Origin of the sequence: Flavobacterium pokkalii (genome assembly GCF_014596575.1) — a bacterium.
Taxonomy (GTDB): Bacteria; Bacteroidota; Bacteroidia; order Flavobacteriales; family Flavobacteriaceae; genus Flavobacterium; species Flavobacterium pokkalii.
This window is the reverse complement of the sequence record NZ_NASZ01000005.1, coordinates 24404-48674: the sequence shown is the minus strand read 5'-3', so window position 1 is coordinate 48674 and position 24271 is coordinate 24404. Positions and strand designations below refer to the sequence as shown.

Here is a 24271-nt window from a genome sequence, read left to right as displayed (position 1 = left end):
GAGAGAAAAGAATATAGAATAAAGACTAAACGTCAATTCAATATTTTGTTACTTCTTTTTTCTATTTTCTAGCTTCTATTTTCTTTTTCTAACTTTATCTAACCGACGAATTCGTTTTAGCTTCTTCTGCTTTTATAGCACTCAACTCTGTTTGTGCCTCAGCAACCACATCCGGATAATCTGAAAAATTCTGAATCACACTATCCAAAATATAAGTTGCCTGAAAACTATCTTTCAATCCGTAAAAGTTTTTAGCCATCAAAACCAAACCTTTGGCACCGTAATAACGATAAGTAGCATAACTCTTCGCTAATTTCTGAACCGAAGTATTCGAAGCCTCAAATTTTCCTTCTTTGTTTTTAAAATAAGCATCGTAATACAAAGCTTCGGCTGCCAATTCCCCTTTGGCTATTGGAAGTACTTTGGCATAAGCCGCTTTAGCTTTAGATTCATCTCCGGTTTGCATAGCCGAACGCGCGATGATAATTTGCGCATCACTTTTTACATTATCATCTGTTTTTGGATTTGACAAAACCTTATCAGCATACACCACCGCATTTGAGAAATCCTTTTTCTCGTAATAACATTTCATCAAATTCGATTGTGCAAAAACCTTATTTTGATACAAATCGGCTTCATTTTCCAAACGCAATAACACCGGAATCGCCTTTTCTTTCGAACTACCGCTCAATAAAATTTGCCCTAATCGGGTTAAGGATTGTTCGGTAAATTCATTTCTTGGTTCATTAACTACATATTCGTAATTAGGCACCGCTTTGTCTTTTTGTCCTTCGGCAAAATAAGCCTGAGCCAAATAAAAATTAGCTTTCAAAGCGTGAATTCCGTTTGGAAAACTCGAAATATAAGCTCTGAATCCTGAAATCGCCTGAGTAGTATTATTTTGATCAAATTGTTTCATGGCCGATTCAAAAGTATCGTTGTCCAAATCAGCATCGGTAACCGCAACGAAATCTAAAGTTTTTACCCAGGTAGCATATTCGCCTACTTTTCCGCTATCCACATAAATCAATCTTGCAGTTGCCACCGCTTCTAAGGCTTCCGGTGTTTTTGGATATTCGGCGGCTACTTTTTTAAATTTCATCAAAGCTTCCGAACTTCTGTCGGAATTATAATAAACCAATCCCTGACGCAAAATAGCTCTCGAAGTAAAAGCACCAGTTTTATATTCTGCTATTAATTTATCATAAGTTTTCAAGGCTGAATCCTGCTTGTCGGTCGCCACATAAGTATTCCCTAATTCGAACAAAGCATCATCACGGTAACTTGATTTAGGATAGTTTTGAATAAAAATGTTCAGGTCTTCAATTTTTCTGTCGTTTCTGGAAACAAAACCATAACACAAGGCTTTTTGATAATAAGCATAATCAGCATCAACGCTTTTCAATTCGATAACTTTATTGTAAGCATCCATAGCCGGCCAGTATTTCGAAGTCACAAATCGACAATCAGCTAAACGCAAATAAGCATCGGTAATTCTAACTTTATCATCTTTTACCTTATCGATAAATTTTTGAAAAGCATCTCCGGCCGCATCGTATTCTTTCAATTTAAAATAAGCATAAGCCACATTATAACTGCTGTTTTTATATTCCGGAGTCGATGCTGCTGCAGCCATTCCAACAAATTGTTTGAAACTCAACAAGGATTTATTATAATCATTCAACACATACTCGGTTTCTCCTTTCCAGAAAGTAGCTCTGGCAGTAAACTGTGCATCACTTGTATTAGCAAGCGATTTTTGAAACATTTGCAAAGCCGTATCATAATCTCTGTCAGTGTACAATTCCAACCCTCTGTAGAACGTCACTTTTTGGTAAGCCAGTCTGTTTTCAGGACTTTTATTTTTTTCTAACAAAGTCAAAGCTTCTTTGTAGTTTTTAGACGAAATATAAGAGTCAATCAATAATTTTTCTACTACAGAACGATTTGGATTATTTGGATATTTATTGATAAAACCTAACAACACCGAAGGCACACTTTGATAAGAATTTCCTAATTCATAACTCAATTTGGCATAATTCAAATATGCATCTTCCTGAATAGCTGCATCAAAAGCCATTTCGGAAGCATTTTTAAAAGCATTCAAAGCCTGCTGTTTTTGGTTTAGTTTCAAATAACTTTCTCCCAAATGATAATAGGCATTTTGTGCCACGCCGTCTTTCCCTCCAATGATTTTATTGAACTGTGCTATAGCATTTTCGTAATCATTTTGCTTGTAGTAAGCGTAACCTAATTGGTAATAATCGGTATTATTCCATTTTCCTCTTTTGCCTTTGTAGGCAACCAAATACGGAATCGCTTCGTTGTATTTTTTTAGGTTAAAATAGCTTTCACCTATAATTTTATTCAATTCTGATTTTTCAGCAGGAGTTGATTTTGCCATTGCTTTTTGTCCCTGCTCGATGGCTTTCTCAAAATTCCCGGATTTAAAACTCATATCCGCCTGATAGTAGGATAACTTTTCAGCATATTTTTCATCAGTGGCTACCTGATCAAAATATTTATTAGCTTCCTGATAATTATCTCCTTCATAAGCCATAAAGCCCATATAATATTTAGCCTGAGGCCCATAAGTTTCAGAGTTCAGCACCTTATTGAAATATTTCGAAGCCTCTTTTTTATCATTGGAATTAAAAAGACTGTACCCTTTTTGAAAATTAAAACGGTCTTTATCTTTTGCACTTAACTGACTTTCATCGGTTTTTTCAAACCAGCGCAGCGCTTCTTTATAATTTCCCTGATTGAAATAATAATGTGCCACTTCGGTATAAGCCTGATTGCTTTTAGAACTTGTTGGGTAAGTTTCTAAAAAAGATTCCATCAAAACATCCGCATTGGCATGACCCAAACGAACCGCACAACTGGCATCATAATAGGTGCAGTCGGATCTGGTTTCCTCGTTCTGAGTAGTTGCTTTTACTTTTTCAAAAAGATATTGTGCCGAGGCGTACTGATTGTCTTTGTACAAAGAAACCGCTCTGTCAAATTCTTTTAGTTTACTGGTATATATGGATGATTCTTGTGCCGAAAGCGAATTGGTTTTGGCTAAAACCAATAAAAAGAGTAGCCAGGAAAATTTGCGCATTTTTTCTATTTTTTATTCTTCAAATATATCATATTACAGGCTTTATAACGTTATACAATCAGCTTTTATTATGAACAAATCTTTTAACAGGACATAAAAAACCAACAATTGATATTGCTATTTCATAATTGATAATTACTTTTACACCATAAACAAATGTTAACTATGTCTCAAGCTGTACTGTCATTAAAAAACGCAACCATTTATCAGGAAGATAAAGTAGTTTTATCAAATGTTAATCTCGAAGTAAATCACGGAGAGTTCCTTTACATCATTGGAAAAACAGGTTCCGGAAAAAGTAGTTTAATGAAAACCCTTTACGCCGATTTACCACTAACAGAAGGCCAGGGACACATTGTTGACTTTGATTTAGAAACCCTTAAAGAAAACGACATTCCGTTTTTAAGACGTAAAATCGGGATAGTTTTTCAGGATTTCAAACTTTTACCGGATCGTTCCATCAAAGACAATATGCTTTTTGTACTTAAAGCAACCGGATGGACTGACAAAAACGAAATGGATCGCAAGATTGAAGAAGTTTTGGACAAAGTAGGTATGAAAAATTACGCTCAAAAAATGCCACACCAAATTTCCGGCGGAGAACAACAACGTGTTGCCATTGCGAGAGCCTTATTAAACGACCCGGAACTTATTTTAGCCGACGAACCTACAGGAAACTTAGATCCGCAAACCAGCGTGGAAGTTTTGGATGTTTTGAAAAAAATCAATGCTAACGGAAAAACCATCATTATGGCTACTCACGACTATGCCCTATTAATGAAATTCCCTTCAAAAACACTAAAATGCGAAGATTCTAAAATTTTCGAAGTCGTTCAAAGAACCGTTTAAAATACCGTAAATACTAAAATTTAGAATCTCTTGAAACAAATTACATCCATTCAAAATCCATTCATAAAATCTTTAGTATTATTACAGGAAAAAGCCAAAAACAGAAAACAAACCGGCACTTTTTTAATTGAAGGCGTTCGCGAAATTTCATTAGCCATAAAAGGACATTACAAAATTCAGACTCTTTTATTTTACCCTGAAATTTGCAGCGAAACCGAAGCTAAAAAATTAGCTCCTCATGCCGATTTTATAGAAATAAATAAAGAAGTTTATCAAAAGCTAAGCTATCGCGAAACCACCGAAGGTGTTTTGGCTGTAGCCCAATCCAAATCTTTACAACTTTCAGATTTAAAATTATCGGAAAACCCGTTAATTTTAGTAGCCGAAGCTCCTGAAAAACCAGGAAACATCGGTGCTCTTTTGAGAACTGCCGATGCTGCCAATTTGGATGCCGTAATTATTGCCAATCCAAAAAGCGATTTATACAACCCTAATATTGTGCGTTCCAGTGTGGGCTGTCTATTCACCAATCAAATTGCAACAGCAAGCACCTCTGAAATTATCGCTTTTTTAAAAGAAAAAAACATTAATTTCTACTGCGCTACTTTGCAAAATTCAACCAGTTACCACACTCAAAATTTCACCGAACCGACCGCTTTGGTTGTTGGTACCGAAGCCACCGGACTCACTCAGGAATGGCGTGATGCCGCTACTCAAAACATCATTATCCCAATGCAAGGCGAAATCGACAGTATGAACGTTTCGGTTGCTGCCGCCATCTTAATTTTTGAAGCCAAAAGACAAAGAGGTTTTTAGATCTCAGATTACATTCCAAAATCTAAAATCTACCTTCTAAACTAACCTATTGCATATATGCGAACTTATCGCTATTTTTAGAAAATCAACCCTGCAATTATGACAGAAATAGATATCGAAAAAGAGAACAAAGCAATTGCTCAGGAATACAAAGAATTACTACGTATCAGTTACCAAACTTTAACTACGGAAGACAAAAAACTAATACGCAAAGCATTTGACGTTGCTGTTGAAGCACATAAAGACCAAAGAAGAAAATCAGGCGAAGCTTATATTTTCCATCCAATTGCCGTTGCTAAAATTGTAGCTTCCGAAATTGGACTCGGAGCCACTTCCATTGCCGCAGCCTTATTACACGATGTAGTTGAAGACACACCTACAACGGTTAAGGATATCGAACGTATGTTCAATCCTAAAGTTGCCCAACTGGTAGAGGGCTTAACTAAAATTTCTATCGTACAAAAAGACATGAATGTGTCGATGCAGGCGGAAAATTTCCGAAAAATGTTGCTGACTTTGTACGATGATGTTCGTGTAATTCTGATAAAAATTGCCGACAGATTACACAACATGCAAACCATGGAATCCATGGACGATTACAAACAGGTAAAAATTGCTTCGGAAACCTTATACATTTATGCGCCTTTAGCACATCGTTTGGGACTTTACAACATCAAAACCAAACTGGAAGATTTAGGTTTAAAATACACCGAACCTGCCGTTTACGAAGACATTGTAAGCAAAATCAAAGAAACCAAAGAACAACAGGATGCTTACATCAAAGACATCTCGGATGTTTTAAAAGCCTCTCTGGATGCTGAAGGTTTAGACTATATTATCAAAGGACGTCCGAAATCCATTTATTCAATTCGAAGAAAAATGAAAGCTCAAAACGTAAGCTTCGATGAAGTTTACGATAAATTTGCGCTGCGAATCGTTTATAAATCCGATCCTCATGACGAGAAATTCCTTGCCTGGAAAATCTACTCTATCGTTACCGACCATTACAGACCCAGCCCTAGCCGATTAAGAGACTGGATTTCTTCGCCTAAATCTACAGGATACGAAGCGCTGCACATCACTGTAATGGGACCAAAAGGACGCTGGGTTGAAGTACAGGTTCGCTCTGAGCGTATGGATGAAATTGCCGAAAAAGGATATGCGGCGCATTACAAATACAAAAATGGAGATTCGGAAGAAGGCGGTTTAGATGTTTGGCTAAATCTGTTAAGAGAAGCCTTAGAAAACTCGGAAACTAATGCGATTGATTTTGTCGAAGATTTCAAAATGAATTTGTATTCTAAAGAAATCTATGTGTTTACCCCAAAAGGAGACATTAAATCGTTACCAAAAGGTGCTACTTCGCTAGATTTTGCCTTCAGTATTCACTCCGAAATTGGTATCAAAACCCGAGGAACGAGAGTTAACGGAAAATTAGTTCCATTAAATCACGAATTAAAAAGCGGGGATCAGGTAGAAATTATCACCTCACCTAATCAAAAACCTACCGCCAACTGGTTAGATTATGTAACCACTTCGAGAGCTAAGAATAAAATCAAAAACGTTCTTAATGAAAATACCAAGAAAATTGCCGAAGAAGGAAAAGAAGTTTTAACCCGTAAATTAAAACACCTAAAAATCAACATGAACGAAACGGTGGTCAATGAGTTGGTAAATTATTTCCACTTAAAAACCAGTCTGGATTTATTTTACCGTGTAGGTCTGGGAACCATTGACAACCAACAATTAAAGGATTTTGCTGCTCAAAAAAGCAACACTTTAATTAATTTCTTTAAAAACAAAATCAAGCGTCCGGGCAGCAATACCGCTGACACTGACATTCATAAACCGGTAATCAACAACAACTATGATTTACTTGTTTTTGGAAAAGAACAGGACAAATTAGACTATAAATTGGCCAGTTGCTGTAATCCTATCCCAGGAGATCAGGTTTTTGGTTTTGTAACTATCAACGAAGGAATTAAAGTCCACAAAAAAGATTGTCCTAATGCTATTTCTTTACAATCTAATTACGCTTACCGCATTATGCAGGCCAAATGGATTGACTCTTCTCAACAGGAATTCAAAGCTACTTTGAATATTACTGGAATGGACACTATTGGTTTAACTAATGAATTAACCAAAGTTATTTCAAACAACATGAATGTTAACATTCAAAGTATCTCCTTGAGCGGTGAAGCCGGACTTTTCAAGGGACAATTAACCGTGATTGTACAAAACATTACAATCCTGAAAAAATTAATTGAAAATATTAAAAAAATTGACGGAATTGACCGTGTAACCAGAGTTTATAAAAATTAAGCAGATGTTTTTCTCTAATTCTTTCAGAAATCTCCAATGCATTTCTAAACAAAAAGAACAAAATTATTCTCTTATAAGCACTTAAACTTGAAAACTATTAAAATAATAATTTATCTTTGCCGAATATGACACTTATTTCGACAAATAACGACAAAAATCAGGAGATTGTAAAAAATGTTTTTACAATGTATCTTGAAAAAAACGGGCATAGAAAAACGCCTGAACGTTACTCTATACTTCAGGAAATCTATGAAAGCGAAGAGCATTTTGATATCGAAAATCTGTATATCAAAATGAAAAACAAAAACTATCGTGTGAGTAGAGCTACGCTGTACAACACTATTGAGTTACTGTTAGACTGTGCTTTGGTTCGCAAACATCAATTTGGACAAAATCAGGCACATTATGAAAAATCCTATTTTGACAAACAACACGATCACCTTATTATGACTGATACCGGTGACGTGATTGAATTTTGTGATCCAAGAATACAAACCATCAAAAAAACCATCGAAGAAATTTTTGATGTAGAAATTTCCAATCATTCCTTGTATTTTTACGGCACCAAAAAAGGATCTAAGAAAGAAGAACAAAAAGAAGAAAATCAATAACACATTTAGTTAAAAACGCAGATTTATTAATGTCTGCTAAAACAAATTAAAGATTAATAAATAAATTAAAATGACCGTAGATTTATTACTAGGATTACAATGGGGAGATGAAGGAAAAGGAAAAATTGTTGACGTTCTTACCTCAAATTACGATATTATCGCCCGTTTTCAAGGAGGTCCAAATGCCGGACACACTTTAGAATTTGACGGAATAAAACACGTACTTAGAACCATTCCTTCCGGAATTTTCCATAAATCAGCGGTAAATGTTATTGGAAATGGTGTTGTAATCGATCCTGTAGTTTTTCAAAAAGAAATCGAAGGATTGGCTAAATTTGATATGGATATCAAAAAGAAATTAATCATTTCCAGAAAAGCACACTTAATCTTACCTACTCACCGTTTATTAGACGCTGCTTCTGAAGCTTCTAAAGGGAAAGCAAAAATTGGTTCTACTCTTAAAGGTATTGGTCCAACTTACATGGACAAAACAGGCAGAAACGGATTGCGTGTAGGAGACATCGAATTAGAAGATTTCAAAGAAAGATACCGCTCTTTAGCTGACAAACACGAAGCAATGATTGCTTTCTACGGTGTAGAATTACAATACAATCTGGCTGAATTAGAAGCCGAATTTTTTGAAGCTATCGATGAAATCAAAAAATTAGAATTCATCGACAGTGAAGAATATATGTATCAGGCTCAAAAAGCAGGAAAATCTATTTTATGCGAAGGAGCTCAGGGTTCATTATTAGATGTTGATTTTGGAACTTACCCTTTTGTAACTTCATCTAACACTACAGCTGCCGGAGCTTGTACCGGTTTAGGAATTGCTCCTAACAAAATCAAAGAAGTTTACGGAATTTTCAAAGCTTACACGACTCGTGTAGGTAGCGGCCCATTCCCTACAGAACTTTTTGACGAAGTAGGTGCTACTATGGCTAAAGTAGGAAACGAATTTGGTTCCGTAACCGGAAGAGCCAGACGTTGCGGATGGTTAGACTTAGTTGCTTTGAAATACGCAGTACAAGTTAATGGTGTAACCCAATTAATGATGATGAAAGCAGATGTACTTTCTGGTTTCGATACTTTAAAAGTTTGCACAGAATACAACTATAAAGGAAAAAATATTGCTCATTTCCCATACAATGTAGAAGAAGAGAATGTTTCTCCGGTTTACAAAGAATTCAAAGGTTGGAAACAGGATTTAACAGGAATGACTACTTATGATGAATTACCGGTTGAATTGAAAGAATATATCGAGTACATCGAAAAAGAGCTTGAAGTGCCTATCAAGATTGTTTCTGTTGGTCCGGACAGAAAACAAACTATCACAAAATAAGACAACAACTAACGCTCTGAAAATTCAGAGCGTTTTTTTATATCCAAAACTATCACACCTTTATGCACAACCCAAAAATAGACATTCAAAAAACAGAATTACTTTCGGATAACTGGTACATCCTCAACAATGTAACTTTTGATTATCACAAAGCCGACAACAGCATTATTACCCAAAAAAGAGAGGTGTATGACCGCGGAAACGGAGCAGCTATCTTACTGTACAACAAAGAAAACCGCAACATCGTCTTAACCCGTCAATTTCGTTTACCAACTTATTTAAACGGAAACACAAGCGGAATGATGGTAGAAGTTTGTGCCGGCTTATTAGATCAGGACGAACCGGAACAATGCATCATTCGAGAAACCGAAGAAGAAACCGGTTACCGCATTTCTAAAGTGGAAAAAGTTATGGAAACTTATATGTCTCCCGGAGCGATAACTGAAATTCTTTATCTTTTTATAGGCGAATATAACGCTTCTATGAAAGTAAGTGAAGGTGGCGGACTGGAAGAAGAACAGGAAAACATTGAAGTCTTAGAAATGCCTTTTGACGAAGCCTACAACATGATTGCCAGTGGGGAGCTAAAAGATGCCAAAACAATTATGTTATTGCAGTATGCAAAAATCAATTTAGGATTTTAATGAGTCATTGCGAGCGCAGCGAAGCAATCTCACTAAAAGCTATACAAAGCAAAAAGGAACTCAGTAAAATACAGAGTTCCTTTTTTATTCTCAAAACCTAAAAATTACTTATTCGGCTGCGGCGTCATTCTCAAATAATATTTAATACGCTGAAATCCTTTTGGGAATTTTGCAGGAATATCTTCATCCGGAATGGAAGGCGAAATCACCACATCCTGACCATCATTCCAGTTAGCCGGCGTTGCCACACTATAATTAGCCGTTAATTGCAAACTGTCAATTACACGTAATAATTCGTCAAAATTACGTCCTGTTGAAGCTGGGTACGTCAGGATTAATTTCACTTTTTTATCAGCTCCAATAATAAATACTGAACGAACTGTAAAAGTATCATTTGCATTAGGATGAATCATATCATACAAATTGGCTACTTCTTTATTTTCGTCTGCGATAATTGGGTATTGCAAAGTAACATTTTGAGTTTCCTCAATATCTTTAATCCAGTTTAGGTGTGATTCTAATCCGTCAACACTCAAAGCAATTACTTTGGTATTTCTTTTTTGAAATTCAGGGAAATAATTCGCCACAGTTCCTAATTCAGTTGTACAAACAGGAGTAAAATCTGAAGGATGTGAAAATAAAACACCCCAGGAATCCCCTAACCATTCATGAAATTGTACAGTTCCCTGTGTGGTTTCTGCTTTAAAGTCGGGAGCGATATCGCCTAATCGTATTGTTGCCATAGTTTCTAATTTTATATAAGTCCTATAAAATTAGTCAAAAAAAAGTTAACCTTAGTTTTTTTGCAGAGATAAATGTTTGTTAAAGACAAAAACTTGTTTTAAATATACTGCAAAACAAAATACCAAAAAGCGAGCGTAACAAAGGAAATAGGAATCCCAAAACCAATCATCATACTACTCAGCCTTGGTTTTAATCCGTGAGAAGTAGCCAGAATACTTGCCATAATCATAGGCGCCATGGCTGCCTCAATCAATGCTACCTGAATCATTAAACCGTGTTGTTTTAAGATAACAACATATAATAAAAACAATAGCGCCGGTGTAATTAGTAATTTATAAGCCAAACCAATCCAAAGAAATTTCCAATGTTGGCTTCGGCTGTCAAAATGCAATTGTAAACCAACTGAAATCATTGCTAAAGGCGTGAGCAAACTGCCTAATTTCTGGAAAGCCAATTGAAAATAATCATGAAAATCCAGATCCAAAACATTAGCAAAAACAGCCACTAAAAAGCATATAAAAGGCGGAAACAACATGACTTTCTTCACTATTTCAGCACCGCTGGTTGCTTCTTTAGAATACAGCGTAGCTACTACAACAGCAAGAGTTGAAAGCACTACAAAAGTTCCTGGTTGGTCAACTAAAATAGCCATTTTTAATCCTTCGGAACCATATAATGCATTCACTATGGGATAGCCCAAAAAAGACGTATTTCCTAAACCGGCGGTAATAATCAAGCAACCTACTAATTTTTTCGACCATCCGTATTTTTTTCCCAGAAAGCGAAATAAAAAGAAAGCAAGACTAAAACCTATCCAGGTAACTCCTATCAAGTACAACAATTGATTATCCCAATGCACTTTTGGAATATAGTATAAAGCTAAAGCCGGAAGACAGATGTAAACGACAAACTTATTAATGAGTTTATAGCTATCGGAAGGAAACCATTTAACGTATTGCAAAGCAACACCCAGCAGTAAATAGACAAAAATCAGCAGTATATTAATCATAGTGCTGCAAAGATATTTACTAATTTGCTAGTATCATAACCTTAATAGCATTATCAAAATTTTTATCTTTATTGTATTATTTTTACGTAAAGCATCTGTATTTTGAAAAAGGATAAAAACCATCACGAAAACCCTGAGAACTTCAACCCTTCGGTCTTAAAAAAAGTTCGTCAGGCCAGAATGGTACAACCTGAAGCCGAAGAACTTATTGCTCAAATTATTGCAGGAGACACCACTGCATTGAGTCGGGCGATTACTTTAATCGAAAGCAACAATCCGAATCATTTCGCTAAAGCAAATACAGTTATCAATGGCTGCTTACCACATGCCAATTCATCCATTCGAATAGGAATCACGGGCGTTCCCGGAGTTGGAAAAAGCAGTTTCATTGAAGTTTTTGGTAAACATTTGACTCATCAGGGTAAAAAAGTAGCCGTTCTGACAATTGATCCCAGTAGTGCCGTTTCGCACGGCAGTATTTTAGGAGACAAAACCCGAATGGAAAAATTATCCAAAGATCCCAATGCTTATGTGCGTCCTTCGGCTTCAGGAGAAACTCTGGGCGGTGTAGCCCGAAAAACCAGAGAAACCATTACGCTTTGTGAAGCCGCCGGATTTGATACTATTATCATTGAAACGGTGGGTGTTGGTCAAAGTGAAATTGCCGTTCACAGCATGGTCGATTTCTTTTTATTATTACAAATTACTGGAGCCGGTGATGAATTGCAAGGCATCAAAAGAGGAATTATAGAAATGGCCGACGCAATTGTCATTACAAAATCGGATGGAGACAATATTCCCAAAACTACATTAACAAAAACCGAATTGAGTCGAGCTTTACATTATTTTCCACCAAAAAAGTCAGGTTGGATTCCAACAGTAACCACCTGTAGTTCTAAAACTCAGGAAGGTATTCCGGAAGTAGAAAAAATTATTTTAAACTATGTAGAAACAACCAAAAACAATGGTTATTTTAACCGTAAAAGAGCCGAACAAAATGACTATTGGCTAACAGAAACCATTAATGATCAATTAAAACAGGACTTTTTTAACCATCCTCAAATTCAAAATGTATTGAAAGAAACTAAAAAAGCGGTGCAAAACAATGAAACTTCACCTTTTGCAGCCGCTCAGTTATTATTAGAAACCTACAAAAACCTCAGAACTTAGTCCTGCTCATAGCGTTCCATTTCTCTGTCATAAAAAGCATTCGCCTGTTCAATTAAACTCTCCATTTCGGCATTTAATTCGGCCTCATCCAAATCTTCAGGTTCTTCCATAATTTCCACTTCATCATCTTTTAAATTGATAATAAATCTTGGATAATCTAAATGAATGATAAAAATATCATCCGGAAAATCGGTATTGTCGCCGAGTACAAATTTTGGTAATTCCATTTTATTTATAATTTGATTTTTTATTTGCTGCTAATGTTTTTCCCGAATCAATTTGGTTGTTAAACTGATGAAGCGAAGATACAAAAATAAAGCTGCTGTTGTTAAACCTGCCAATAAGCCTATCCAGATTCCCACGGCTTTGAGTTGAGTAAATAATCCTAAATAAACCGATACCGGAAAACCTACAACCCAATAGGCAAAAAAAGTAATAAACATCGGGATTTTAGCATCCTGCAAACCACGCAAAGCTCCTAAAACCACCACCTGAATACCATCGGAAATTTGAAAAACTGCAGCTACCAGAAGCAATTGAGCCGCTATCGTTACCACTTCGGCATTGGCCGCTAAATTGGCAACATCATTCATATTCACAAACAATTCAGGCATTTGCTGATGAAACAAAATAAAAAACAACGCAAAGAATATTTCCAACAAAACCACCAATAGAAAAATAGAAAAAGCTACAATTTTCATTTTCTTATAATCGCCCAATCCTTTTTGATTGCCCACTCTGATAGTTGCCGCAACACTCAGTCCCATCGCAAACATAAAAGTAAACGAAGCCAGACTCAAGGCAATCTGATTCGCCGCCTGATTAGCAACCCCAATCGTTCCCGACAACCAAACCGCACTGGTAAATAAGGCTACCTCAAAAAACATTTGCATCGAAGAAGGGGCACCCAATCGGATGATTTTAAGATTCATTTCCTTCTTTAATTCTTTAATTGAAAAACCTTCAAAAAAAGGATGAAATTTCGGTTTTCGCTGCATTTTGTAATGCATATAACCTAGCATTACAAATCGGGAAACAATCGTTCCGATAGCAGCACCCACAATTCCTAAAGCGGGAAAAAACCAAATTCCGTAGATGAATAAATAATTCAAAACCACATTAACCACATTTCCTAAAATGGTTGCCCACATGGAATATTTGGTTTCACTCATGCCGTCGGCAAATTGTTTGTAACCCTGAAACATAATCAGCGGAATCAACGAAAAAGCGACGATATCGAGATACGGTTTAGCCAAATCCACCACATGAGCAGGCTGTCCCATAAAAACAATCAACTGTTTGGCAAAAAAGACCAACACAAACAGAAAAAAACCTAAAAAAGTACATAAATACAAGCCATGATGAAAAACACTCCTGCCTTTTTCAATATTTTGTTCGCCATCCGCTTCGGCAGCCAGAGGTGTAATGGCTGTTGAAAAACCAATTCCCAAAGACATGGCTATAAACACAAAACTGTTAGCCAAAGAAACGGCAGCCAATTCAGCAGGGCCTAATTTACCCACCATCACATTATCGACAATTCCCACAACAGTATGACCTAACATTCCCAAAATAATAGGATAGGCTAATCGTAAATTATAGGAGAACTCTTTGGTATAAGTAGCTAAGGACATTTTTCTTTTTTATGGGCGACAAAGGTAAGCAGAAGTACTGCGATAGTAATCATCAATACTGCTAATATTCTTGTAAAATTCCTAAAAGAAAAAAATCCTTCCTGAAAACAGAAAGGATTGTTCAATATTAAAAACAGAGTATTTTTTTACAGCTTTACTATATTACAAAATCAACAAAAAATTCGATTTTATTTTTTAAATTTTAAAATCCCATCCTGAAGCCATTGGTAAAATTCTTCTACATCGGGTGTATAACCAACCGGAGTATTAAGATTTTCTTCATTATGATCCATCAGCACATAAAATGGCTGAGAATTAGCTTTATATTTCAGTGTTTGTAATTCGCTCCATTTTTGACCAATGTATTTCAACTTTTTACCGGGTTGCAATTTAGATTCGGTAATTTCATCCGCTTCCAACGGACGCTTGTCATCCACATATAGTGAAATTAAAACCACATCGTTTTTCAGAATTTTCAAAATTTCCGGCTTGGGCCAAACATTTTGTTCCATCTTTCGGCAGTTCACGCAAGCCCAACCTGTAAAATCTAACATCACCGGTTTACCAACTTCTTTAGCATAAGCCAAACCTTTGTCATAATCATCAAAAGCAACAATATCATGCGGGGCTAAAAGATGAGCTCCTTCCGGCAATTCTGTTGGCACTTCGGAAGCTCCTCCGGTTTTAGAATAACCCACTCCATAAGGTGATTCGCTATATTCCTGAGGTGGCGGGAAGGCACTAATTAAATTTAAAGGCGCTCCCCATAATCCCGGAATCATATAAATGGTAAATGACATCACAATCAATCCTAAACCTAATCTTCCTACCGAAATATGGGTTAACGGAGAATCATGCGGCAATTGGATTTTTCCAAAAAGATAAAATGCCAAAGCCCCAAAAATGGCAATCCAAATCGCTAAAAACACTTCTCTTTCCAAAAAATGTGTTTGCAATACTAAATCGGCCTGAGATAAAAATTTGAATGCTAAAGCCAATTCTAAGAATCCCAAAACAACTTTTACCGTATTTAGCCAGCCTCCTGATTTTGGTAAAGAGTTTAACCAGCCCGGGAAGGCAGCAAATAAGGCAAAGGGTAAAGCTATCGCAAATGAAAATCCTAACATCCCGATAATTGGAGCAATTCCTCCTTTAGAAGCGGCTTCTACCAATAAGGTTCCTACAATAGGTCCTGTACAGGAAAAAGATACAATCGCTAAAGCCAAAGCCATAAAAAAGATTCCAATCATCCCTCCTCTGTCGGCTTGAGAATCTACTTTATTTGCCCACGAATTGGGTAACATAATTTCAAAAGCTCCTAAAAATGATACGGCAAATACCACTAAAAGGATAAAGAAAATGATATTAAACCAAACATTGGTTGCCAAAGCATTCAAAGCATCAGCTCCAAAAATACTCGTTACCGCTGTTCCTAATAAAACATAGATAAAAATGATACAAAGACCATAAATAATCGCATTTCTAATCCCAACGGCTTTATTTTTACTCTGTTTCGTAAAGAAACTCACTGTCATGGGAATCATCGGGAACACGCAAGGTGTCAGCAAAGCTGCAAAACCGGATAAAAAGGCAATAAAAAAGATCGACCAAAGTCCTTTTTTAGCAGCTGTATCAGTTGTATTTACATCACTCGGAGCTGCGGTTGCTTTTTGTACCTCAACCGCTTTAGTGTCAGTTGCAGTTGTCGCGGCAGCAAGATCAAAAGTCAACTCTACCTCTTTTGCCTCTAAACTTTGAGTCGCATTTGCAGCAACATATTCTATAAAAGTAGGTATAGAAGCTACTTTTCCCTGAACTTCTACTCTTTGCTTAAAAACAGCTTCGTTCTCAAAAAACTTTGTTTTTAATTTAAACACAGGATCTTCTGCTGTTTTTCCTTCTTCCTCGGTTGTATTTCCAACTATGGTAAAACCTCCTTCACTATCGTCATAAATAAAACTGGTGGCGGTAGGACCTCCCTCAGGAATAACCTGCGAGTACAAGTGCCAGCCGGATTCGATAGTCGCTTTGGTAACCAAATCGTATTCGGTATCCGAAATTTTCTCTACAGAAGTCGCCCATTTTACCGGATCGGAACTTTGAGAATACCCCAGAGCTGTAAAAACAATGAAAGCGAATACAAAAAGAAACTTCTTCATCTAATTATTTTTATTTAATACTAAATGCTAAATCTTCTTCTGTTGGCGGCAAACATCTGCTGTCATCACAAACCATATATTCAACTGTCGCTTTTACTTTAAAAGGTGCTTTCCCTTTTAGACGGATGCGTTGTTTGAAAGAAGCTTTGGTTTCAAAATATTTAATTTGCATTTCAAAAATAGGATCTTGTACGGTATGCCCTTTTTCTTCCATTGTATTTCCTTTTTTAAGGAATTTTGGATTAGCAGGGAAAACAAATTTTGTTGGTTTTGGTCCGTTTTCAGGAATCGCTTGAGAATACAAATGCCATCCTTTTTCAATTGTAGCCGTAGCAATCAATTCATATTCGGTTGCTGAAATTTTCTTCACCGCAGTGGACCATTTTACAGGTTTTAATATCTGTGCCTGACCAATGAAAGCTATCATAAAGGCAAAAAGCAATAGTATCTTTTTCATTCTTATTCTATTAAATTACAATATTTATATTGGGTTAAATCCTATTCAATTAAAATTATCAACTGCTATATTTTTACTTCTTCCTGATTTTCTGAAATTCCTGAACCTGTAATAATCAAAAAACATTTATCATGCCACTTTTCAACTAAATCAGTTAGAATAAACACTAAAACAATCTGATTCTAGCACTATTTTTATTCTTTTAAGCAAAACCAAATCATTTTTTCCTCATCAAACCAAAAACTCAAACTATCTCAACTCACTTTTGTGTCTTATTAGCAAAAATAACTTTTTTATCTTAAAAAAAATTTAAAACAAAACTATAAGAACTGTTAAACTCTAAAATATCTTTAAAAAAAAATTAGCTTGACATAGCTTTACTATTTACTTCAAATCAAAACAAAGAGTTATTCTTCCTATTTTTTTATAACAAAAAGACAGTCAACAACATCCTAAAATTTGTAGTTTTTTTAACATACTGAAATTCCAACAATCACAACATTTAAATCCAACCTTCGTTTATAAAATTTATAATCTCTTTAAAAAACATTAAAACCCTCAAATCATGAAAACAACAAAAAAAATCACCGCAGCTTTTATGCTGGCTCTGACTCTATTCTCTTTCAACGGAATTAAAGCACAGGAAACACCTAAATACGATCAGGGTTTTCGTCTCGGTTTAGGCCTAAATACCGGATATGCTAACAACGATCCTTATAAATTAACTTTAGGAGGAGATGTCCGACTACAATATGACTTATCAAAAAGATATTCTTTCACTTTAACAACAGGATTTACCAGCTTATTTGTAAGCGAAAATGACGGTCAGGATTTAGGTTTTATTCCTGCCAAAGGCGGATTCAAAGCTTTTGTGTGGAACAACCAGTTTTATGTAATGGGTGAAGCAGGAGCTGCATTTGCTGTAACTAACAATTACAACAAAACCTCCTTATTATTAGCGCCAACTATTGGTTTTGCAACCAAATACATTGATATTTCTGTACATTATGAACATTACTCTGATTTCCCAAAAACGCTTAGTGATGGTACTGAGGGGAAAGGTTTCGGACAGTTTGGACTTCGTCTGGCGTACGGATTCAAATTATAAAAGTGGATAATCCATTCAAAAAAAGCACCTGACATTTTTTTAGAAATCTGTCAGGTGTTTTTTTTATTCTTTACTCAATTGCTCCTTATACATCGCAAAATTAGCTTTCACTTTTTCTTCTAAATCCGGAACTTTGATATCGGTCAGTTTTTGCATTTCTTCCCAAATAATCTTAGCAACTATATAACGCGCCATTTCCTTATCATCAGCAGGAACAATGTACCAAGGCGCATTTTCAGTAGCGGTCTTATTGATTGCCTCCTCGTAATATTCCATATACTGATTCCAAAATTCGCGTTCTTTCAGGTCACCCGGAGAAAATTTCCAATGGTGTTCCATATTTTCCAGTCGGCGTAAAAGACGTTTTCTTTGCTCTTCTTTACTCAGATGAAAATAAAATTTCAAAACAATCGTCCCATTTTGATAAATATGTTTTTCAAAATTCCGAATTTGTTCCATGCGGTTTTCCCAAAAATCAGGCTTAATATCTTCTACCTTTTCTATTCCTGGCAAATTTTCGTTTAAAATATATTCCGGATGCACTCGGGTCACCAAAACATTCTCATAATGCGTGCGATTGAAAACAGCAAATTTCCCTTTTTCCGGCAAAGCCAAATAATGGCGCCACAAATAATCGTGTTCTAATTCGGTTGAATTGGGCGTTTTAAAACTATGCACCACTACCCCACGCGGATTGAATTCCTTAAAAACTTCGCGAATCAGACTGTCTTTTCCGGAAGTATCCATTCCCTGCAGACAAATCAACACTCCGTAACGGTTGTGTGCATACATTACATCCTGCAATACGCTTAACTTTTCCTGCACTTTTTCCAGTTTTTCTTCTTTATCGTCATCACTGGCCTTATTGAATAAATTAGTTGGAATTTCAGAAAGTCGAATAGGTGCTGTTACTTTAAAATCAGCCGGATCAATGGATTTCATACGAATTCTTTTATCGTTATAATCTCAAATATAAGAAATAAATAACATACTTTTAAGGAGCTGTTTCCGGTTATCCGCTATATCTTTGGCTACTTAAAAACGTAGCCAAAGGATGCCGCTGCTACCCGGGCTAAAAATCAAAAGCTGTAAACAACATCATTTATGGAAAAATTCACTCTGGAAATACTTTTTCACATCATCGGAATCGGAGCTGCTTCGGGACTTATTTTCAAAGACCAAAAACTCTTCATTATAAGCGACAACAGCAGCTATCTCTATGAATACCAAATGGATTCAAAAGATTTAAAAAAACACGAATTACTCCCTAATCCAACCGAAAACACAGCCAAAAAAGACAAAGCCGATTTTGAATCCATCACTGAATTTCAGGACAGCATTTATGTTTTTGGTTCGGGCTCCTCTGCTAAAAGGAACAAAATGATTCTATTTGACAAACAACAAAACAAAAAATCACAAACCAGCGATTTAGGAAATTTATATACTGTGATGCAAAATTTTGCTTCCATCGCTCCCGAAGACTTTAACATTGAAGGAAGTATTTACGATGGTCAAAACTGGTATTTCCTGAACCGTGGCAATGGCCCAAATTCCAGAAATACGCTCTTTCATGTGGAAGCCCGTAAACTGAATGAGGAATTCAAACTCATGTCAAACGACTACAAATTGCCTAAAATAAAAGGTATTCGCTGTAGTTTTACCGATGCTGTTTTAGTAGAAAACAAAATTTACTTTTTGGCCACAGCCGAAAATACCAAATCAACCTATAAAGATGGTGAAATCTTAGGAAGCATCATCGGACGCATCGACTTGGAAACCATGAAAATTGATTTCACAAAAAAAATCAGTGCAACCAATAAATTTGAAGGACTAACCGTTTTCAATGTAGCGCCAGACAAAATTCAGTTTTTACTTTGCGAAGACAGTGATTCTGATAACTTACAAAGTACAATTTACAAACTCACTTTAAACAAACAATAAACATGAACGATTTAAAAAATAAAAATGCTCTGATTACAGGAGCCGGAAAAGGAATAGGAAAAGCCATTGCTTTAGCTTTAGCGAAAGAAGGTGTCAATGTAATTTTAATGGCCAGAACTCAGGAAGAAATTGACAATGTAGCTGCCAAAGCCCGTTCGTTAAGAGTAAAAGCCTTAGCCTTAACCGCTGATGTAGCTGACATGGATTCGGTAAACGCAGCGGTAGAAAAAGCCTTAGCTGAATTCAAAACCATTGATATTCTTATCAATAATGCCGGAATTGCCGCTTTTGGTAAATTCTTAGAACTGGAACCTGCCGACTGGGAGCGCATTATAAAGGTAAATTTAATGGGAGCTTACTATATGACCCGCGCCGTTGTTCCAAATATGATAGAAAGACAAACGGGCGATATTATTAATATTTCTTCCACAGCCGGATTAGCCGGAAATGCAATGACCAGTGCTTACAGCGCTTCTAAATTTGCCGTTTTGGGATTAACGGATTCTTTAATGCAGGAAATGCGTAAACATAACATTCGTGTAACGGCTTTAACGCCAAGCACCGTAGCTACTGATATGGCTAAAGAATTAAATCTAACCGATGGAAATCCTGAAAAAGTGATGCAAGCCGAAGATATGGCCGAATTAATCATCGCGCAACTAAAACTCAATCGACGCGTGTTTATCAAAAACAGCAGTATTTGGTCTACAAATCCTTAATTGTAACTAACCATATAAGTCATATAAGTCCATTTAAGAAACTTACATGGCTAATATAAAAAAACAAAAACCATTAAGAAATTAAGTTTTTAAGCCTAACACTTAATTTTCTTAATCCCTTAATGGTTTAAAAATATTTTAAAAAGACTAAACTAAAGCCGAAACGAATTCTATTCGCACGCTTCCGTCATCATCAATATGTGATAAATTCACTTCGTGTAAAGTATTCACCAGTTCAGGATTCCAAGGAGCTTTTACCTTCACATAATTCTCGGTAAAACCGTGTATATATCCCTCTTTATTTTCTCCTTCAAAAAGTACTGTTCTTTGCGTTCCTAACTGGCTTTCATAAAATGCACGACGTTTTTTTACTGACAAACTACGTAACATTTTGCTGCGTTTAGCACGTACATTCCCCGGAACAACATCTGGCATCTCAGCTGCCTCAGTATTATCTCTTTCTGAATAGGTGAAAACATGGAGATACGAAATATCCAAATCATTCAGGAAATGGTAGGTTTCCAAGAAATGCTCATCGGTTTCACCCGGAAAACCAACAATCACATCAACACCAATACAAGCATGCGGCATCACTTCACGAATTTTAGAAACTCTTTCGGTATACACTTCACGTAAATAACGACGCTTCATCAATTTCAAAATGTCATTGCTCCCTGATTGCAACGGAATATGAAAATGTGGCACAAAAGTTCTGCTTTTCGAAACAAAATCTATGGTTTCATTTTTCAACAAATTCGGCTCAATAGATGAAATACGTAACCTTTCTATTCCTTCAACTTCATCCAATGCTTGAACCAATTCCAAGAAAGTATGTTCGTGTTTTTTATTACCAAATTCCCCTTTTCCGTAATCGCCAATATTTACACCGGTAAGTACAATTTCTTTGATGCCTTGCTGCGAAATTTCGTAGGCATTTTTCAAGACATTTTGCAATTCATCACTTCGTGAAATCCCACGAGCCAGCGGAATGGTACAATAAGTACATTTATAATCGCAACCATCTTGCACTTTCAGGAAAGCACGAGTACGGTCACCAATAGAATAACTGCCTACATAAAAATCGGCTTCGGAAATCTCGCAGGAATGCACCTCGCCAATATCATTTTTAGACAAATCATTGATGTAATCGTTCAGTTTGAATTTCTCTGTCGCACCCAACACCAAATCCACACCATCCACATTGGCCAACTCTTCCGGTTTCAATTGCGCATAGCAACCCATCGCAGCAATAAAAGCTTTATCGTTTAGCTTCATCGCTTTGCGAACCACTTGTTTGAATTGTTTATCGGCATTTTCGGTTACCGAGCAGGTGTTGATGACATACATATCAGCCACTTCCTCAAAATCCACTCGGTCAAAACCTTCGTCCTGTAAATTACGGGCAATGGTTGAAGTTTCTGAAAAGTTCAGTTTACAGCCTAAGGTATAGAAGGCTACTTTTTTGCGTTTTTCCATAAGTAATCGCTAATAATGAAATCGTTGTCAAAAATTAGCGTGCGCAAATTTACAAACAAATACGGGAATTGTACAATCTATTTATATTTTATTACATTAAACGATTTTGTAGTTATTTATTGATATATTTGAGAAAAATAAATTTCTGATAGAATTTGTTCTCTAATCAAAATTGTACTTTTCAAATGAAAGATTTTCTAATATTTCTGATTTTTTTTGTTTTTATTTCTTGTAATCCATTTAGTGAGAATAGATTTTTGAAACATAAAAAAGAGCTAAACAATTTAGTTACAAAATTTGAAAAATATAATGATGGGGTTTATGATACAGATGAATTCGATGAATTTATCTTAACTGATATTAAGCAATTAGATATCGATTTAGTAGTTAAAAACGGAAATAAAAACAATCCAACATTTTCTGGATTTACAGAAGAAAATGACAGTCTGATTATTTTTATAAAAAAAGCAAAAAACACATTTGATAAAGAGAAAAGAATAATCTATGATTTCCATAAAATCCCAAAAGACTTTAAAATAAAAGATATTCCTGAAGCTTCCTATACCATTAAAAAACTGGAAGAAAGATGGTATTATTCTGAAGTAGGATTTGATTAACTAACAATATAAATACTATTAATACTTGAAAAATAATATCCTTTTACTTTCCTTTTTTATTATATTTTTTGGTTGTAATACAAAAAAAATTGAACGTGAAAATGAACCTGACATTTACGAAGTTCAAAGTTCAGATGTGGAGATGAATCAAGCCATTGAAAACGCCAAAAAAACTTTGGATAGCTTTGACATTGCTTTCAAAAACAACAGTCGTGTTTTTACATTTTTCAGTTTAAAAAAACGTTTTGAAGAAAACGGAAATATAGAACATATTTGGATTGGCAATATTCAAGGTTTTAAAGACGAAAAATATAAAGGCGTGATTGACAATTTACCAGAAATCATAAAAAATGTAAAACTAGGCGACACCGTAGAAATAAATAAAAATGAAATTAGTGATTGGATGTATCTCAAAAATTCAAAATTACATGGCGGTTATACTATTCGTTTACTAGTAAAAAGAATGTCCAAAAGTGAAAGAAATGATTTTGAAACAAATAGTGGAATAAAACTTTAAGCCTTTTTTGATGTATTATTTTAAAGTAAATATTATCTCTTTTTTATGTCTGTTTACCACTATGATATTCCCCTCTGGTGCTCGATTGCATCTACTACCTAGCTTTTTTGTATACCAATTAAAGCGTTTGCAACGAGGTATTTTATAAACAAAAAACCATCAAGAAATCAAGATTAAGAACTACTCTTAATTCCCTTAATTTCTTAATGGTTCAAAAAAATGGTAAAAACCGTTAAGCCAAAATAAATCGTTCAATTACCTCAGCCACACCGTGATTGTTATTGGAAGCGACAACCACATTGCCTTTGTCTCTCAAATGCGCATCCACATTATCCACCCAAACGCCTAATCCGGCATATTCAATCATCGAAAGGTCGTTTCCGGCGTTACCCACTGCGATAACTTCTGCCTGAGCGATGTTTAATTTTTCTGCCAAGAATTTCACACTGGCGCCTTTGTCAATTCCTGTTTGAGCTGCTTCCAGGAAGAACGGTTTCGACATACACACACTTAAATGCGGCATCGCTGCCTTTAAATCATTTTCTACTTCTTTCAAATAAGAAGGTTCTTCCAGCAAAATACATTTTATCGCAGAAGTTTGCACGCGTTCTTTAAAATTAGGCACCACTTCATGTTCCAAACCTGTAATATTTATTTCGACATCAATATATTCCGAGTGGGTTTCACTCACTACTTTTCCATCCAGATAAGTAATAATATGAGTATTTTTAGCTTTGCTGTAATCGTACAAAGCATGAATTTGTTCCTGAGTCAAACTTTGTTCAAAAATCACTTCATTGGTACTCAAATCAGTAATTACCGCTCCGTTAAAGGAAATCATATAAGAATCCATTAAGCCTAAATCTCTGGCATATTCTATCATAGCAGGCGTTGGTCTTCCAGAAGCCAAAATTATCTGAACGCCTTTTGCTTTAGCTTTTTCTAACATTGTTCTGTTCTCAACTGAGATTTCATGGTTGTCATTCAGCAAAGTATCATCCATGTCAAGAACTAACATTTTGTATTTCAT

At 35.7% G+C, this 24271-nt stretch carries 22 protein-coding genes; 12 read left to right on the top strand and 10 right to left on the bottom strand.

Going from position 1 to position 24271, the window contains the following annotated elements; all coding sequences use genetic code 11:
• Positions 1 to 94: 94 nt before the first annotated feature.
• On the bottom strand, positions 95 to 3106 hold the full coding sequence (locus B6A10_RS05530; protein WP_188220035.1) for a tetratricopeptide repeat protein: 3012 nt from the start codon (positions 3104 to 3106) through the stop codon (positions 95 to 97).
• Positions 3107 to 3271: 165 nt separating this feature from the next.
• On the opposite strand from B6A10_RS05530, the gene B6A10_RS05525 reads away from it, so the two are divergent.
• The 6 genes from B6A10_RS05525 to nudK all read left to right on the top strand — a co-directional run bounded on the left by B6A10_RS05525 (position 3272) and on the right by nudK (position 9690).
• Complete coding sequence (locus B6A10_RS05525) at positions 3272 to 3955, top strand: cell division ATP-binding protein FtsE (RefSeq protein WP_026713361.1); 684 nt, start codon at positions 3272 to 3274, stop codon at positions 3953 to 3955.
• A 30-nt stretch (positions 3956 to 3985) separates the two neighbouring features.
• Positions 3986 to 4771, top strand: coding sequence for a TrmH family RNA methyltransferase (locus B6A10_RS05520; protein ID WP_188220034.1), 786 nt, complete (start codon positions 3986 to 3988; stop codon positions 4769 to 4771).
• A gap of 99 nt (positions 4772 to 4870) precedes the next feature.
• Positions 4871 to 7093 carry a RelA/SpoT family protein gene (locus B6A10_RS05515; protein ID WP_188220033.1) on the top strand — a complete coding sequence of 741 codons (2223 nt, stop codon included), beginning with the start codon at positions 4871 to 4873 and terminating at the stop codon, positions 7091 to 7093.
• Positions 7094 to 7218: 125 nt separating this feature from the next.
• Entirely contained in the window at positions 7219 to 7704 is a 486-nt protein-coding gene (locus B6A10_RS05510) for a Fur family transcriptional regulator (protein WP_026713358.1), read from the top strand.
• Positions 7705 to 7774: 70 nt separating this feature from the next.
• Positions 7775 to 9046 carry an adenylosuccinate synthase gene (locus tag B6A10_RS05505; protein WP_055091433.1) on the top strand — a complete coding sequence of 424 codons (1272 nt, stop codon included), beginning with the start codon at positions 7775 to 7777 and terminating at the stop codon, positions 9044 to 9046.
• Positions 9047 to 9108: 62 nt separating this feature from the next.
• Positions 9109 to 9690 carry a GDP-mannose pyrophosphatase NudK gene (nudK, locus tag B6A10_RS05500; protein WP_188220032.1) on the top strand — a complete coding sequence of 194 codons (582 nt, stop codon included), beginning with the start codon at positions 9109 to 9111 and terminating at the stop codon, positions 9688 to 9690.
• Between the two features lie 104 nt (positions 9691 to 9794).
• Here the strand turns inward: nudK and B6A10_RS05495 are convergent, their stop codons facing one another.
• Both B6A10_RS05495 and B6A10_RS05490 read right to left on the bottom strand, forming a co-directional pair.
• On the bottom strand, positions 9795 to 10433 hold the full coding sequence (locus B6A10_RS05495; protein ID WP_188220031.1) for a peroxiredoxin: 639 nt from the start codon (positions 10431 to 10433) through the stop codon (positions 9795 to 9797).
• 98 nt (positions 10434 to 10531) lie between these two features.
• Entirely contained in the window at positions 10532 to 11443 is a 912-nt protein-coding gene (locus B6A10_RS05490) for an AEC family transporter (RefSeq protein WP_188220030.1), read from the bottom strand.
• 102 nt (positions 11444 to 11545) lie between these two features.
• Between B6A10_RS05490 and meaB the strand changes: the two genes are divergently transcribed.
• On the top strand, positions 11546 to 12613 hold the full coding sequence (meaB, locus tag B6A10_RS05485) for a methylmalonyl Co-A mutase-associated GTPase MeaB (RefSeq protein WP_238929365.1): 1068 nt from the start codon (positions 11546 to 11548) through the stop codon (positions 12611 to 12613).
• Here meaB and B6A10_RS05480 read toward each other — a convergent pair.
• The 4 genes from B6A10_RS05480 to B6A10_RS05465 form a co-directional block, all read right to left on the bottom strand.
• Positions 12610 to 12840, bottom strand: coding sequence for a hypothetical protein (locus B6A10_RS05480; protein WP_026713350.1), 231 nt, complete (start codon positions 12838 to 12840; stop codon positions 12610 to 12612). The genes meaB and B6A10_RS05480 overlap by 4 nt on opposite strands.
• A 30-nt stretch (positions 12841 to 12870) precedes the next feature.
• Complete coding sequence (locus B6A10_RS05475; RefSeq protein ID WP_188220029.1) at positions 12871 to 14247, bottom strand: MATE family efflux transporter; 1377 nt, start codon at positions 14245 to 14247, stop codon at positions 12871 to 12873.
• A 188-nt stretch (positions 14248 to 14435) separates the two neighbouring features.
• Positions 14436 to 16406, bottom strand: a complete 1971-nt coding sequence (locus tag B6A10_RS05470) for a protein-disulfide reductase DsbD family protein (protein ID WP_188220028.1) — start codon at positions 16404 to 16406, stop codon at positions 14436 to 14438.
• 10 nt (positions 16407 to 16416) lie between these two features.
• Positions 16417 to 16863: a protein-disulfide reductase DsbD domain-containing protein gene (locus B6A10_RS05465; RefSeq protein ID WP_026713347.1), complete on the bottom strand. Its 447-nt coding sequence runs from the start codon at positions 16861 to 16863 to the stop codon at positions 16417 to 16419.
• 565 nt (positions 16864 to 17428) lie between these two features.
• Between B6A10_RS05465 and B6A10_RS05460 the strand changes: the two genes are divergently transcribed.
• Complete coding sequence (locus B6A10_RS05460) at positions 17429 to 17971, top strand: hypothetical protein (RefSeq protein ID WP_188220027.1); 543 nt, start codon at positions 17429 to 17431, stop codon at positions 17969 to 17971.
• Between the two features lie 63 nt (positions 17972 to 18034).
• Here the strand turns inward: B6A10_RS05460 and B6A10_RS05455 are convergent, their stop codons facing one another.
• A complete protein-coding gene (locus tag B6A10_RS05455) occupies positions 18035 to 18913 on the bottom strand; it encodes a PPK2 family polyphosphate kinase (protein WP_188220026.1) in 879 nt (292 codons plus the stop codon).
• Between the two features lie 162 nt (positions 18914 to 19075).
• Between B6A10_RS05455 and B6A10_RS05450 the strand changes: the two genes are divergently transcribed.
• Together B6A10_RS05450 and B6A10_RS05445 are read left to right on the top strand one after the other, a co-directional pair.
• Positions 19076 to 19912 carry a DUF6929 family protein gene (locus tag B6A10_RS05450; RefSeq protein WP_188220025.1) on the top strand — a complete coding sequence of 279 codons (837 nt, stop codon included), beginning with the start codon at positions 19076 to 19078 and terminating at the stop codon, positions 19910 to 19912.
• Positions 19913 to 19914: 2 nt separating this feature from the next.
• Positions 19915 to 20631, top strand: a complete 717-nt coding sequence (locus B6A10_RS05445) for a 3-ketoacyl-ACP reductase (RefSeq protein WP_188220024.1) — start codon at positions 19915 to 19917, stop codon at positions 20629 to 20631.
• Between the two features lie 147 nt (positions 20632 to 20778).
• Here the strand turns inward: B6A10_RS05445 and mtaB are convergent, their stop codons facing one another.
• Complete coding sequence (mtaB, locus tag B6A10_RS05440; RefSeq protein WP_188220023.1) at positions 20779 to 22107, bottom strand: tRNA (N(6)-L-threonylcarbamoyladenosine(37)-C(2))-methylthiotransferase MtaB; 1329 nt, start codon at positions 22105 to 22107, stop codon at positions 20779 to 20781.
• 185 nt (positions 22108 to 22292) lie between these two features.
• Here mtaB and B6A10_RS05435 point away from each other — a divergent pair, with 185 nt between their 5' ends.
• Both B6A10_RS05435 and B6A10_RS05430 read left to right on the top strand, forming a co-directional pair.
• On the top strand, positions 22293 to 22724 hold the full coding sequence (locus B6A10_RS05435; RefSeq protein ID WP_188220022.1) for a hypothetical protein: 432 nt from the start codon (positions 22293 to 22295) through the stop codon (positions 22722 to 22724).
• A 25-nt stretch (positions 22725 to 22749) separates the two neighbouring features.
• A complete protein-coding gene (locus tag B6A10_RS05430) occupies positions 22750 to 23241 on the top strand; it encodes a YegJ family protein (protein ID WP_188220021.1) in 492 nt (163 codons plus the stop codon).
• A gap of 232 nt (positions 23242 to 23473) precedes the next feature.
• On the opposite strand, the gene B6A10_RS05425 is transcribed toward B6A10_RS05430, so the two are convergent.
• Positions 23474 to 24271, bottom strand: coding sequence for a Cof-type HAD-IIB family hydrolase (locus tag B6A10_RS05425; RefSeq protein WP_188220020.1), 798 nt, complete (start codon positions 24269 to 24271; stop codon positions 23474 to 23476).

Excerpts from the sequence above, each read along its gene's own strand:
- B6A10_RS05530 (WP_188220035.1), bottom strand. The coding sequence starts at position 3,106 with ATGCGCAAATTTTCCTGGCTACTCTTTTTATTGGTTTTAGCCAAAACC.
- B6A10_RS05525 (WP_026713361.1), top strand. The coding sequence starts at position 3,272 with ATGTCTCAAGCTGTACTGTCATTAAAAAACGCAACCATTTATCAGGAA.
- B6A10_RS05515 (WP_188220033.1), top strand. The coding sequence starts at position 4,871 with ATGACAGAAATAGATATCGAAAAAGAGAACAAAGCAATTGCTCAGGAA.
- B6A10_RS05510 (WP_026713358.1), top strand. The coding sequence starts at position 7,219 with ATGACACTTATTTCGACAAATAACGACAAAAATCAGGAGATTGTAAAA.
- B6A10_RS05505 (WP_055091433.1), top strand. The coding sequence starts at position 7,775 with ATGACCGTAGATTTATTACTAGGATTACAATGGGGAGATGAAGGAAAA.
- nudK (WP_188220032.1), top strand. The coding sequence starts at position 9,109 with ATGCACAACCCAAAAATAGACATTCAAAAAACAGAATTACTTTCGGAT.
- B6A10_RS05495 (WP_188220031.1), bottom strand. The coding sequence starts at position 10,433 with ATGGCAACAATACGATTAGGCGATATCGCTCCCGACTTTAAAGCAGAA.
- B6A10_RS05490 (WP_188220030.1), bottom strand. The coding sequence starts at position 11,443 with ATGATTAATATACTGCTGATTTTTGTCTATTTACTGCTGGGTGTTGCT.
- B6A10_RS05480 (WP_026713350.1), bottom strand. The coding sequence starts at position 12,840 with ATGGAATTACCAAAATTTGTACTCGGCGACAATACCGATTTTCCGGAT.
- B6A10_RS05475 (WP_188220029.1), bottom strand. The coding sequence starts at position 14,247 with ATGTCCTTAGCTACTTATACCAAAGAGTTCTCCTATAATTTACGATTA.
- B6A10_RS05470 (WP_188220028.1), bottom strand. The coding sequence starts at position 16,406 with ATGAAGAAGTTTCTTTTTGTATTCGCTTTCATTGTTTTTACAGCTCTG.
- B6A10_RS05465 (WP_026713347.1), bottom strand. The coding sequence starts at position 16,863 with ATGAAAAAGATACTATTGCTTTTTGCCTTTATGATAGCTTTCATTGGT.
- B6A10_RS05460 (WP_188220027.1), top strand. The coding sequence starts at position 17,429 with ATGAAAACAACAAAAAAAATCACCGCAGCTTTTATGCTGGCTCTGACT.
- B6A10_RS05455 (WP_188220026.1), bottom strand. The coding sequence starts at position 18,913 with ATGAAATCCATTGATCCGGCTGATTTTAAAGTAACAGCACCTATTCGA.
- B6A10_RS05450 (WP_188220025.1), top strand. The coding sequence starts at position 19,076 with ATGGAAAAATTCACTCTGGAAATACTTTTTCACATCATCGGAATCGGA.
- B6A10_RS05445 (WP_188220024.1), top strand. The coding sequence starts at position 19,915 with ATGAACGATTTAAAAAATAAAAATGCTCTGATTACAGGAGCCGGAAAA.
- mtaB (WP_188220023.1), bottom strand. The coding sequence starts at position 22,107 with ATGGAAAAACGCAAAAAAGTAGCCTTCTATACCTTAGGCTGTAAACTG.
- B6A10_RS05435 (WP_188220022.1), top strand. The coding sequence starts at position 22,293 with ATGAAAGATTTTCTAATATTTCTGATTTTTTTTGTTTTTATTTCTTGT.
- B6A10_RS05425 (WP_188220020.1), bottom strand. The coding sequence starts at position 24,271 with ATGAAATACAAAATGTTAGTTCTTGACATGGATGATACTTTGCTGAAT.